Annotated in this window: 11 protein-coding genes and 1 other annotated feature (1 of these 12 only partly in view); of the genes, 3 read left to right on the forward strand and 8 right to left on the reverse strand. The window is 43.4% G+C overall.

The window, feature by feature from the left end:
• Positions 1-103, reverse strand: a sequence feature (ribosomal protein L20 leader region) (it extends 26 nt beyond the left edge of the window).
• A 76-nt stretch (positions 104-179) separates the two neighbouring features.
• From NFR88_RS03970 to NFR88_RS03980, 3 genes are read right to left on the reverse strand one after another with little or no spacing between them, the layout of a single operon-like run.
• A complete protein-coding gene (locus NFR88_RS03970) occupies positions 180-1,352 on the reverse strand; it encodes a M20/M25/M40 family metallo-hydrolase (RefSeq protein WP_251613665.1) in 1,173 nt (390 codons plus the stop codon).
• Between the two features lie 15 nt (positions 1,353-1,367).
• Positions 1,368-2,753 (reverse strand): YfcC family protein, encoded by a 1,386-nt coding sequence (locus tag NFR88_RS03975; protein WP_160200581.1) that lies wholly within the window; start codon positions 2,751-2,753, stop codon positions 1,368-1,370.
• Entirely contained in the window at positions 2,750-3,682 is a 933-nt protein-coding gene (locus NFR88_RS03980) for an MBL fold metallo-hydrolase (RefSeq protein ID WP_160200582.1), read from the reverse strand. The genes NFR88_RS03975 and NFR88_RS03980 overlap by 4 nt, the downstream gene beginning before the upstream one ends.
• Before the next feature lie 178 nt (positions 3,683-3,860).
• Here NFR88_RS03980 and NFR88_RS03985 point away from each other — a divergent pair, with 178 nt between their 5' ends.
• Positions 3,861-5,225: a sigma-54 interaction domain-containing protein gene (locus tag NFR88_RS03985; RefSeq protein ID WP_160200583.1), complete on the forward strand. Its 1,365-nt coding sequence runs from the start codon at positions 3,861-3,863 to the stop codon at positions 5,223-5,225.
• Between the two features lie 4 nt (positions 5,226-5,229).
• Here NFR88_RS03985 and NFR88_RS03990 read toward each other — a convergent pair whose 3' ends face one another.
• A complete protein-coding gene (locus NFR88_RS03990) occupies positions 5,230-6,147 on the reverse strand; it encodes an AEC family transporter (protein WP_160200584.1) in 918 nt (305 codons plus the stop codon).
• Positions 6,148-6,335: 188 nt separating this feature from the next.
• Between NFR88_RS03990 and lexA the strand changes: the two genes are divergently transcribed.
• Complete coding sequence (gene lexA, locus NFR88_RS03995; protein WP_160200585.1) at positions 6,336-6,998, forward strand: transcriptional repressor LexA; 663 nt, start codon at positions 6,336-6,338, stop codon at positions 6,996-6,998.
• Positions 6,999-7,244: 246 nt separating this feature from the next.
• Complete coding sequence (locus NFR88_RS04000; protein WP_161909195.1) at positions 7,245-8,618, forward strand: MFS transporter; 1,374 nt, start codon at positions 7,245-7,247, stop codon at positions 8,616-8,618.
• Positions 8,619-8,687: 69 nt separating this feature from the next.
• On the opposite strand, the gene NFR88_RS04005 is transcribed toward NFR88_RS04000, so the two are convergent.
• The 4 genes from NFR88_RS04005 to NFR88_RS04020 all read right to left on the reverse strand — a co-directional run bounded on the left by NFR88_RS04005 (position 8,688) and on the right by NFR88_RS04020 (position 13,030).
• Positions 8,688-9,908, reverse strand: a complete 1,221-nt coding sequence (locus tag NFR88_RS04005; protein WP_251613667.1) for an ATP-binding protein — start codon at positions 9,906-9,908, stop codon at positions 8,688-8,690.
• Between the two features lie 83 nt (positions 9,909-9,991).
• Positions 9,992-11,182 (reverse strand): vWA domain-containing protein, encoded by a 1,191-nt coding sequence (locus NFR88_RS04010; protein ID WP_251613669.1) that lies wholly within the window; start codon positions 11,180-11,182, stop codon positions 9,992-9,994.
• Complete coding sequence (locus tag NFR88_RS04015) at positions 11,172-11,996, reverse strand: AAA family ATPase (protein ID WP_251613671.1); 825 nt, start codon at positions 11,994-11,996, stop codon at positions 11,172-11,174. The genes NFR88_RS04010 and NFR88_RS04015 overlap by 11 nt, the downstream gene beginning before the upstream one ends.
• 35 nt (positions 11,997-12,031) lie before the next feature.
• Entirely contained in the window at positions 12,032-13,030 is a 999-nt protein-coding gene (locus NFR88_RS04020) for a LysO family transporter (RefSeq protein WP_251613672.1), read from the reverse strand.
• Positions 13,031-13,092: the final 62 nt, after the last annotated feature.

Genomic DNA, 13,092 nt, shown 5'->3' on the forward strand with positions numbered 1-13,092 from the left:
TGTACCCGCCTCAAAACACGCTAAAACGCGCATGTTTCAAAATTATTAACCCAGCAAACTGACTGTCTGAAAGGTGAGAAGCGGATAACTTCTTCTTCATTACTGAAATAGGTTATCATATTTCCACGCCTGTGTCAAGGAAAGTTTTTGGATTTCCAACGACTTTCAAGAAATTTTCCTTATAGTGAAAAGTGTTCTTTCTTGATTTTATCCAAAAGTTCCTCATCTGTAAACAGCCTATAGGTCAATTCCAACAAAAACTTTGCACTGTTTAAAATAGCCTTATGGACAGCTGGCGTCGTCATTGCTCTTGCAAATTCATAGGTATGTGGTACCAGTCCTTTCCCAATGCCCATACATGGGTGGAATGCTGCGCAAGCGGTCGCCACATTCCCGATATCAGAAGAACCATTGCCCTGATTTTCCGGTCTGACTACTTCAAGTCCCAAACTATGAAAACAAGTGTCCATCACTTCTTCCTTTAGAGGTCCCGTAAAATAATCGTCATAGTCTTCGCCCGCCGGCAAAATTTCCACTTCTGTGCGTGTTGCCATTGCTGCCGCCTTTGCGCAATCTTTCACCCAGCTTGTAATATCGTTGAGCTGATGTCTTCTGGGCGCTCTAGTGATAAAAACCGCTCGGGTCTTGTCAGGTATGATGTTCGCTGCCTTTCCTCCATCGGAAATATAGCCTGAAATAATCGCTTCTTTAATGACATGCTGTCTCATCATATCTGTACTTTCAAATAACAGACGCACTGCATTCAGCGCATTCCTTCCTTTCTCCGGACATGCCGCCGCATGCGCCGGCGCACCTTTAAACACAAACTCCATGCCGTCCAAGGCGTAAAACTGCACCGCAGACTGATTTTCGCCCATCATGTGCACCATTGCCGCAAAATCATATTGGTCAAAGATGCCCTGTCTTTGCATAATTACTTTGCCGCCGCCCCATTCTTCGTCCGGCGTACCGATGATATCAATTTGCACATCACCCAGCTGCGCCTTCACTGCATTGACTGCCAAAATCGCCAGAACGCTTGCTGCTCCCGATGCACAATGACCGCAGCCGTGTCCTATTTCCGGCAGGGCATCGTACTCTGCCAGAAAGACCGCTTTTTTCTTGCCTCCAGGATTGATAGACGCTTTAAATGCTGTCGCCATGCCGGCAAAAGGATATTCCACCTCTATTCCATACTTTTCAAGCAATGCTACGATATTCTTTGAAGATTCAAACTCCGCCAATCCAAGCTCTGGATTTGCCGCCATACAATCGCTGAGAGCATACGCTTCCTCTTCAAAAGCTGCAAGACCTTCACGGAGCAGCTTTTTATGTGTTTTCTCTGACCACATGTCAATTCCTCCATTTTAATACCCGATGACACCTGCAATTACCATAATAATCACGCCCGCTAAAACTTGCAAGAGGAAAACCGGCAAAATCCATTTTGCCCACTTCTCGTAAGGAATTTTTGCAAGAGACAGAGCCGCCATCATGATTCCGCCTGTTGGAATAATAATGTTGGATAAACCATCGCCCATCTGATATGCAAGAACAACCGACTGTCTGGATACTCCCACCATATCACCCAGCGGCGCCAGAATCGGAATGGAAACGGCTGCCTGACCGCTTCCAGATGGAATCAGGAAATTCAGGCAAGTTTGGAACAGGAACATACATGCTGCACTGACTGCCGCCGGCAGCCCTTCCATTGCGCCTGCAACATAATATAGAATTGTGTGCATGATATTTCCATCGGTCAGTGTAACCATAACAGCACTGGCAAAGCCCACAACCAGCGCGCCGGCTGCGATTTCCGCCATGCCTTTCCCCAGCGCCTTTGCATAGTTGTTAAAGCCCATACCTTCAATAACAGCAACAACAATTCCCATGCCGAAAAAGAGTCCGGAAATTTCGTCCAGATACCAGCCCCATTTGGTGACACCAACAACCAGCAGAATCAGAGACGCAATAAACGCAAGCAAAATCAGTTTTTGCTTTCCTCCAAATTCTTTTAACTTCGCCATTGCATCATTGTCCATTTCCAAACGATCCTGTTCATACATGGACGACAGCTGCGGATTCTTCTTTACTTTCATCGCATACCGCATCGTACAAATGATTGAAATCCCAACCATTACAACAAAAACTGCGATTCTAAACGAAGATCCGGAGAAAAGCGGAACCCCTGCAATGTCCTGTGCCACACAGACCGTAAACGGATTTGTTACAGCACCTGCAAAACCGGCACTGGTCGCTGACATAACCATCACCATACCTGTAATAGAGTCAAAGCCCAGTGCTTTTGCCAGTCCAACCATAATTGGAACAAACAGAATCAGCTCTTCTGCCATTCCCACAAAAGCAGAACCCAGAGAAAATACAATCATCACGATAGGAATCAGTAAAATTTCTTTTCTGGCTGCTACTTTTGCCAGCTTGCCAAGGCCTGACTCTACAGCACCGGTCTCAGTCAGCACATTGAAACTTCCGCCCACAATAAAAATCAGAAAGATAATGGACGCGCTGCTTTGTAATCCTCTTGGAATTGCAGTCAGAAACTGTATTAACGATACAGGTGTCTGATCAATTCTGTGATAAGTTTCCGGATTCAGCACTTCCTTTCCGTTTTCAAGAGTAATCATATCATAAGCACCCGCCGGAATAATATAAGATAATACCGCACAAACAAAAACAATTCCAATCAATAAAATGTACACGTGAGGCATCTTAAATTTCTTTTTCTCGTTCATTTCTTTTTCTCCTCTACCTTTTCATTGGTATATACGACAGAAAATCCATCGCCCTTTTTCTCACACAAAATGCTTTCTTCCTCCAGATACTGATGACCTTTGCCGACACCTTTTTCTCCATCCGGTACAGATTCCTTTTCTATAATCGTGCGGAGCACTTCTGCAGTCTCTCTGAGCTTTGCTGCCGGTGCAATAAAATCGTTATGAGAGCAGTAAAGCTGCACATCTTCTGGAATCTCTCTGCTGAGTCTGTCCATCGTCTGCCAATACATAGATATGTCCGAACAGCCAAACTGCGCACAATGAAAGTGTGCGTACAATGCACCCATATAGAACGTATCTCCTGTAAAAAGAATTTTATTATCTTCATCATACAGCATAAGGGAGTCGAAACTGTGCCCCGGTGTATGCAGAACGCGCAGTTTACGATTTCCTAAATCAAAGATATACCCCTCCCTGACAGCTTTTACCTGATACGACGGCACTGCATATCGGTCCGGTGCAAAACCTTGCGGATAGCCTCCTTTAAACATATCTTCATCCATCTGCGCACCTACATCTGCGCAAGTCAGTCCTCTTTTTGCAATCCCAGACACATAGGAATCCACACAGCTGTTAACTGGTTCAAAAATATGATTGCTTCCAATATGATCAAAGTGAAAATGGCTGTTTACCGCAATCATTTCCCCTTGATAAAGCTCATCAATCAGCGGCTTTACAGGAACAATTCCCATACCGGTATCAAATAAAACCGCCCTGTCTGTTCCTACAATCAGAAAGAAATTTACTTCCTGAAAATGCCGCGGTTCCGCAATCGCATAGACATTCTTAGGCAGACGATAAACCTCATACCAGCCCCCATCATTTTTTACATCCATTCTCTCGTATTTCTCGTAATACGCCCGTCTGGGCATATCTTTCCACTCCATACTATTATCTCCTTTCGCTGGTTTACGATATCGTTACTGTAATATAGAGCAAATTCCGTGCCAAACAAAAAATCAGTATTTTCAGCCATAATCTTGAGATATCCGTTTACTTTCGTATCAATTTTCTTTATAATAGTAATATAATTTTTTACTCTTGATCGAATCGGAGGTTGCTGATATGCGTTATGAAGAAATCGCTCGTTCTGTCTTTCAAATGCAGAATTTTTTCGATGAGCTTACCATTTTTGATACAGATTGTATCTGCAGATATTGTGAAATCACCAATCCAGATACTTACAGTTTTACTGCCGACGAAATCATCGGCAAACATCTCTTTGAAATTTTCCCATCTGCCAGCGAAGAAAATAGCGAAGTATACAGTGTTGTAAAGACCGGTCAGCCGATCATTGGCTATGAAGAAAACGGCATCACCTATAAAGGCGACCACGTAAAAGGCTATAGCAGCGTATTTCCGCTATATCATAAAAAAAAACTCATTGGCGCTGCGCTTGCGCTTAAATTTATCGGCAACGAATACAAGAACGAATATATCAGCGTGCAGGATTTTTCCAGTAGGCGAAGCAAAGGCGCTGAAAACTACACGATCGATGATATTATTACCATCGACCCGGATATGGAAAAGCTAAAACAGAAGATTATAAAAGTACGTAATATGGATTCATCAGTGCTGATTGAAGGCAGCACCGGCACCGGCAAGGAACTGATTGCACAAGCTTTGCACTACTCCAGCAACCGTGCACCCATGCCCTTTATCTCCCTGAACTGTTCCGCAATTCCTGCCAATCTTCTGGAAAGCACATTGTTCGGTACAGAAAAGGGCAGTTATACCGGCGCCGTTACACGCAAAGGACTCATCGAACTTGCAGATCAGGGCACGCTGTTTCTCGACGAAATCAACTCCCTAGATATTGCGCTGCAGGCAAAACTATTAAAAGCCATCGAAGAAAAATCGGTGCTTCACCTTGGCGGCCATCAGCCAATTCATGTCGATGTTCGTATCATTGCTGCCATCAACGAAGAGCCCTTTGCGGCAATTGCGGCAGGGCATCTGCGAAGCGACCTGTTCTACAGACTCAACATCATCTCCTTCAAACTTCCGCAATTAAAAGACCGTCAGGGTGATGTTGACCACCTGACGGCATTCTATATTGATCAATTTAATAAAAAATTCAACCGGGATATCTGCGGCCTTACTGAAGAAGCGATACGTCTTTTCCATCTGCACGACTGGCCCGGCAATGTCCGTGAACTGCGAAATATGCTTGAGGGAGCCTTTGCTATAACTGAGAATGCATTCATCTCTGCAGATGACCTACCGGACTACATGAGAGACCGTGCTAGCACCACACCTGAAAACAGCAGTAAGCAGCCTTGCACCTATCAGGAATACCTGGCAGCTTTCGAAAAACAACTTCTAACAAAAACCCTAGCCTCTTATCCGACAAAAACTGAGGCTGCTAAAGCACTTGGTATCACAAAACAGGCCCTCAACTACAAGCTGACCAGTCTGGGTTTGAAATAAATCCTCAGCCCATTAACGTCAGCAGCACTGGTATCATCGGTAGTGACAGCAAAGTTGTCAGAATCACGCCGGCAGACGCCAATTCTTCTTTATAGCCCTGTTCCGTACAACCCATAGAAACCATTGCCGCAACAGGCATCCCCAGAGAAATGACCGCAGCGCCTCGAAGGACTCCATCAAAACCAAGGAAAGTCATCACAACGTAAACCACCGCGGGAAAGAGTAAGAGACGAATGGCAGCAACCAAATACAGCTTCCTATCACAGGAAAAAACACTTTTGATAGAATAGGTACCAATGCCTGCGCCAATGACCACCATAGAAAGCGGAGATGCCATTTCTCCAATGAAATTGCAAACCTCCGCTGCACCGTCGGGCAGCTTCACACCGCCAAAGAACATAGCAAGCGCCAAAAGAGAAGCGACTGTACCGGGGTTCAAAAGTTCCCGCACAGAGAGTTTTCCCTTTGTCGTACCAGCGCCTTTGCAAATCTGCCATCTAGCATAAGTATAGTATAAAATGTCAAATCCCAGATGAAAAATACTCAGTTGAAAAATACAGCCACTGCCGTAAAGAGACGCTGTCACAGGATATCCCATATACATCGTATTTCCAAAGATATAAAACTGTTCATAGACAGGTCTGTCTTCCTTTGGAATTCTTGTCAGCACATTGATTCCCTTTGCAATAAACGGAAGCAAACAGTAAAAAACACCGCCGACCAGAACAAATCGAATCAAAAGTTCTTTGCCCATGGCGCCGTCCGCCTCACTGAGAGAAGTAAGAATCACCAGCGGCAGACAGACATCAATGACAAAAGTGCAAAGCTTCTGATTCACGTCCTTTGTAAATATGTCTTTCTTGTTCAAATAGTAGCCAACTGTAAGCGCTAGCAGTAATTTGCAAAGAGTAACGATAATCATAAAATTTTCCTTTATATATTTCCTGATAAAATGTATCGGCAGCAAATGCCAGCTTTTTTATTTTATCATCTATTCTGCATAATTGCAAAATCATTTTTAAATAATCGTGAACAAATGTTTACTTTTTGTTCGTTTTATGATATAATACGAACAAAGAATTTCAATTAAGCAAATAAACGGAGGGTATTATGAATCAGCTTAAAGAACGCGAACAGAAGATTTTAGATTTTATGAAGGATGAGATCAGAACCAAGGGCTACCCTCCTACGGTCAGAGAAATCTGCAGTGCTCTGAATATCAAGTCCACCTCTACCGCTCACAAGGACATCGCAAGCCTTGTCAAGCAGGGTTATCTGAAGAAGGACCCGTCCAAACCGAGAGCGCTTATGGTTGTCGACATGGAGAAAGAGGTATCAGAATCTTCGACTTCCACTGCACCATCTTATGCAGAGGACTTTCATCGCGAAGATATTATCGATGTTCCTGTAGTCGGCAGAGTTGCTGCAGGTACACCGATCCTTGCAGAACAGAATATAGAAGAAACCTTTCCGATTCCTGCCCAGTATGCAGGCGGTTCCAATTTCATGCTCAGAGTTTGCGGCGAGAGTATGATTAATGTAGGCATTATGGATGGCGACCTGATTCTCGTTGAACAGCAAAGCACTGCCAGAAACGGCGAAATCGTAGTCGCTATGATTGACGGCTTCGAAAGCGAAGCCACAGTCAAAACCTTCTACAAAGAAAACGGTCACATCAGACTGCAGCCGGAGAATGACACTATGAGTCCTATTATCGTGCAGGACGTCAAGGTTCTTGGCAAGGTCAAAGGTGTCTTCCGATATTTTAGTTAAACCCAATCATATCGCAGGAAGAATTTACAATTTTTTCCACACTTGACCCGATTTTTAAAATCTGTTAAAATAATATTATCAATTATATAAATGGCAAACGACACACGTAGAGCAAGCGCTCGTAAATCTGATTACGGTACAGGCTAAGCGTGTGTTTTTTATTGTCTCACGCTGCGCCTTTCCGAAGTTTTGAAAAGCGTTTAGTTTTGTGTGTTTATTCTTGTCAAAATCGAAAGGAGTTTTGAAATGGTTGAAACACACAACCCAAAGACGCAATCTGGCGCCAAAGAAAAAACAACCAAGTATCAACTAATTATCTTTGTTGCTGCCTTTTCTGCTTTTCTCGCAACGTTTAACGAAACGTTCTTAAATGTATCATTTTCTGCTGTCATGGAAGATTTTCATGTCAGTGTCGGCACTGTACAATGGTTGGCAGCCGCATATATGCTCGGCGCTGCAATCATGGTTCCGGTCTCTGCTTTTGCATATAAAAGCATTCCGACTAAAAAACTGTACTTATTTACCGTAGGTCTTCTCATTGTCGGCAGTGTTATTGGCGCTGTCAGCAGCAATTTTTCAGTTCTTCTCATTGGACGTATCGTCCAGGCTCTGGGTACAGGTATGCTGATTCCAATCGGCATGAATATCACGCTGGAAGTCGCTCCAAAAGAAAAACTGGGTACTTTCATGGGTATTATGGGAGCCATGACAACACTGGGACCTTCCAGCAGTGTCATCGTTGCAGGCGCACTGTTAGAATTCTTTGACTGGCATGTGCTATTATGGGTCTTCGGCGGCTTAGCTCTGCTTTGCTTCCTTTGCGGCGCAGTACTTCTGCCGAATATCGCAAAACTAACCCATCCAAAGCTGGACGTCTTGTCGGTCATTTTCATCAGTCTGGCACTGATCGGTATACTTTACGGTATTTCTACTGTTTTAGCAGGTAATGTGACCATCGCTCTTTTAGCTGCAATTATCGGCATTATCTTCCTGATTTTCTTTGTTAAAAGACAGGGAACTCTGACTGAGCCGCTTATTCAGTTAAGTCCGCTTAAAATCAAAGCATTCTCCATCGGCGTTATCATCAACATGATTTCCCTGCTGGTTATCTTCGCAATGAACATTGTAATACCATTGTTTATGCAAAGCGGCATAGGTATGTCACCGTTCAATGCGTCAATGGTGCTGTTCCCTGCTATTTGTTTATCTTGTGTGATTGCACCGATTGCAGGACAGATTTATGATAAAAAAGGCGGAAAAGTACTGCTGCCGCTGGGTTTCCTCTGTATCGGAGTTTGCACCGCTGCACTCTCTCTGGTTCACACAGAATCTTCGATTCTGCTGGCAATTTTGTACATTCCTGTTATCTGCGGTAGTGCACTGATCATCGGTCCTGTACAGTCCTTTGCTCTGGCAAAACTTTCTCCGCAGGAGAATCCTCATGGTGTCACCGTAATGAGTACAGGCTTTCAGATTGCGGGCTGTATCGGTTCCTCCCTCTTTTCAGGTGTTTTCGGACTCTTTGCTTCTGAAGCACAGGGATTCCCCGCTGTGGGCTTCCTTGCTACAGCCTTTGCTGCAGTAGGACTTATCCTGGCGGTCTGCGTAACTAAAGAATAATTGTGCAAAATCTCATAAAAAAGGCACTATGCAGGTAAAACTATTTCACTTTGCATAATGCCTTTTTTCTTATTTTTCCAAAAGCCAGTCCAGCACATTGACGACTTTAATCCCCTCATAATTTCCCGTAGAAAAACGATCCAGCGTGAGAACTATCTTTTCATAATAATCAGGAATACTCCTAAGTGCTCTCATTTCCCGCTCAAAAGTTACCTCCGCTGTCATATCCGCTGTAACCTGATAGTACGTTATGACACCCTGTTTTTGAGCTACAAAGTCAACTTCCATCATCCCATTCTTTCCGATGGTCACTTTATATCCTCTTCGGAGCAGTTCAAAGAATACGATATTTTCTATGGAAAAGCCTATATCATATCTTTTTCTCGGTAAAATATGGTTTCTCAATCCCAAATCTACCATGTACATCTTTTTATTGACCTTTAAAAGCTGCTTACCTACTATGTCAAACCGTTCTGCAGGGTAGAAAATAAACGACTCCGTTAAAGCCTCCACGTAATCACTCACTGTATTGGGCGATACTTTGCGTCCGGAAGATATCAGATAATCTGTTATTTTCTTAATAGAAAGCGGACTGCCGATTACACTTGCAAGATACTGAGCAATACTTTTCAGCAATACGATATCAGTAATTTTGCGAATGCCGCAATACTTTTCTTTGCGGCTCTGCCGCTCTTCAATATCTCTAATAATTACAGTATTATAAATGCCTTCTAAATATGTTTCTACTTTTTCATCGGTGCGATTCATGGCAACAACATAAGGCAAGCCTCCGGTTTTCATATATTCTGAAAAAGCCTGCTCATCAGAAAGCCCTGTAACCTCAACATATTCTCGAAAAGAAAAAGGCAGCATAGATATTTCTACATAGCGCCCGGTCAGCAATGTTGCCAAATCACCAGAAAGCATATATGCGTTAGAACCAGTAATATAGATATCTGTGTTCTCTTTTACATAAAGGCTGTCTACCACTTTTTCAAAAGAAGGTACTTTCTGAATTTCATCTAGAAAAATATACGTGATTTTATCAGCACATAGACGTTCTTTCAAGTATTGATATAATGCCTGATAGTCAAGAAGGTGCTCATATTCTAATTCTTCAAAGTTCACAGAAACAATTTGCTCCTGCGATACACCCTGGGCAGTCAATTCTGCCTGATACTGCTTCAGCAGTGTGGATTTTCCGCACCTGTGAATGCCCGTTACTACCTTAATAACCTGTTCATCTTTCCATGAAAACAGCTGCTCCAAATACACTTCTCTTTTTACCATAGCCGCACCTCCTTTTCTAAATATAGCATATTTTATTCTTTTTTCAAATTATATTCCTAAATGGGAATCTTTTTATTTGGTTTTTATCTCACCAGCAGTCTCTGTATCCCTTTATCCAGCCCATCTAAAGTCAGCTCAAACATAGGAAAAACCTGACGAACCATTTGAATCGTCCTACTTCCATAAGCATGCTCCCACCGCTGTTCTTTGATTGGATTCAGCCAAATACACTTCTTATATCGCTTCGGAAATTTCTGCAGCCAGAGAATACCCGGCTCTTCATTATACAGACTCCAATCGTTATTGCCGCCCTTTGCGATGAGCTCATAAGGTGACATAGCGGCATCGCCTACCAAAATCACTTTATATTCACTGTCCAGATTATTGAAAATCCAGTCAGTTTCTACCCACTCTCCATGCTGACACCTTGGACTTGTATAAAGATAATCGTAGATACAGTTATGAAAATAGTAGATTTTCAAGTCTTTCAGATGGGTCGACTGATGCACTGCCTGAAACAGCTGATTGCAAAGATTGGTATAAGGCGACATAGAGCCGTCAGAGTCCATAAGCAGCAGTAGTTTTACAGTATTTTTTCGAGGCTTCTCATAGACCAATTTCAGCATCCCCGCATTATTACAAGTTGCATCAATGGTTCCTTCTACGTCAAGTTCCGTCTTTGCCATATCCACTCTGGTTGAAAACTGACGCAGTTTTCGAAATGCCATCTGGAACTGTCTGGTATCCAGCGACTGATCCTGCCGGAAATCGCGGAAGTTTCTATCTCCAGCAACCTGCACCGCTGTTCGATGGCGGCTGTAACCGCCTACACGAATGCCTGACGGATTGTAGCCGCCATGCCCCATGGCAGAGGTACCGCCGGTTCCAATCCAGTAATTTCCGCCGTCATGTTTCTCTGTCTGCTCAGCCAGTCTTTCCCGAAACATCTCCATCAGTTTGTCGAAATCATATTCCTTTGCCCAGTCAGGTCTGTCCAGAATATCCCGCTCCCGCTCCTCTGTATGCAGCCACTGCCAAAGTTCATCTGGGATTTCCTCTACTGTCTCTACGCCTTGGAAATACTCTGCAAATGCCAGATCAAATTTATCGTAGTCTGCCTCATTTTTTATCAGTACATTGCGACACAGATAATAAAACTCCAGCAAAGAGTTCATAGCAAGCCCCTTGTCCAAAGCCTCGACGAGACACAGCCACTCATCCAAGGATATGTTCAGTCCTCTATCTCGAAGTAAATAAAAGAACTTAATAAACATGTCTGTATCCTTTAACTATATCGATGTCCTGATTTTTCTTTAAAAGCACGCCGATATAAGGAATCCGTTCTCTGATTTCATCCACAGAAGCGCCGCTGATAGAAAGTGCCTGTACCCAGTCGAGCAGTTCTGATGTGCTCGGCTTCTTCTGAATCTGCCGCATGTCTCTAATTGCATAAAAAGCTTCCATGGCAGCATGCACCAGTTTCTTGTCCATGTCACCAAAGTGAACCCTGATGATTTCTTCCATTTTTTCACTGTCAGGAAAATCGATATAATGAAAAATGCACCGGCGCAAAAATGCGTCAGGCAATTCTTTTTCTGCATTGGAGGTAATAATGACAATAGGCCGGTGTTTCGTTTTAATCGTTTCCTTTGTCTCATTGATGTAGAATTCCATTTTGTCAAGTTCCCAAAGCAAATCGTTTGGAAACTCCAAATCCGCCTTATCGATTTCATCGATGAGAAGCACCACTTGTTCGTTCGCCGTAAATGCCTCGCCTAGTTTGCCCAGCTTAATATACTGTTTGATGTCGGACACATCCCCCTCGCCAAACTGGCTGTCATATAGACGCTGCACAGTATCGTAGACATAAAGCCCTTCCTGTGCCTTGGTGGTGGACTTAATACCCCATATGATTAATTTCATTTCCAGCGCTTTTGCGATTGCTTCTGCCAACATGGTTTTACCAGTTCCCGGTTCTCCCTTGATCAGCAAAGGCTTTTCCAGTGCAATAGCCACATTGACTGCATTCATCAACTCTTTTGAAGCGACATAATCTTCACTTCCCGTAAATCTTTTTCTTTCTTTCATCTATTTCTTACTCCTACATATATTTACAAATTACCTTATGCACCGATCGCCATCGTAACCAGCAGCGGAATCAAAATGCTTTCCGACATGCCGATAGCAAAGGAATACACTACGATATCAGGTCGCAAGGCCTTCTCCACCAGCGATAAGCCCATATCCCCCGCTGCCACACCGGGCAGACTGCACGCCTCAATATAGCCGATTTTCTTTGCTAGAATCGGAAGCAGAATAATGCCAAAGGTTTCCCTAAAGACATTGTGCATGAAGGACACTGCTCCCGCCATAACGTAACCTGCACTGGAAATCGCCACCGGTGCAAAGGTATACCAGCCAAATCCAAAACCGATTGCAATACACTCACGAACCGAAAGCGGCAAAAAAAAGCTTATAATCACAGAAGAAACAGCCGTTCCAACGATAACCGCCGCCGGAAATATCAGCACCCGAAATCCAATATGCTTCACCTGCGCAATGACTGTTCCCGAAAGCCCCATATCAAATCCAATGCTTCCTATCATAATGCAAAGCCCTAAAGTCATTACATTACCCACTTTATCATTAAAGCCATCAATATCTGCTACATTGACACGAAGATAGAAGTAACCGAACAAAAGTCCCAGCACCACAGCAATGATAATCAGCCAGGTCATCAAAGCCGCTGAACCACCGCCTTCTTCTGTATCCGCTTCTGCTTCACTCTCTGCGATTTCATCATTAGTCTGACCTTTTGCCTGCGCTTTTAATCTGCCGAGCTTATCAATTCCCAGCAGCTTTCTAGCCGCCATGACTGAAAAAACACCGCCGATTACAACTACAATAGTAAAGATGAAAGCCTGCAGTCCAATGGTGCCAAGACTGGCAATAATCTCTTCATTAGAGCCCATGCGCATCCCCATCATCAAAACCAGCATAAAAACGCTGGCTAAAGTTACCACATTAATAATCTTACTGAGGATTTCTCTGTGATTGCGCAATTTGCTGGCAACAAAATAACAAATAATCATACATGTCAGATACAGTAAAACGTATGCCATAAAATTCCTCCTATTTTTACTCATATAGCGAAAATCGGAGCATTGCGCTCCGTTTTCAATTT

The organism is Senimuribacter intestinalis, from assembly GCF_943192965.1.
GTDB lineage: Bacteria > Bacillota > Clostridia > Peptostreptococcales > Anaerovoracaceae > Senimuribacter > Senimuribacter intestinalis.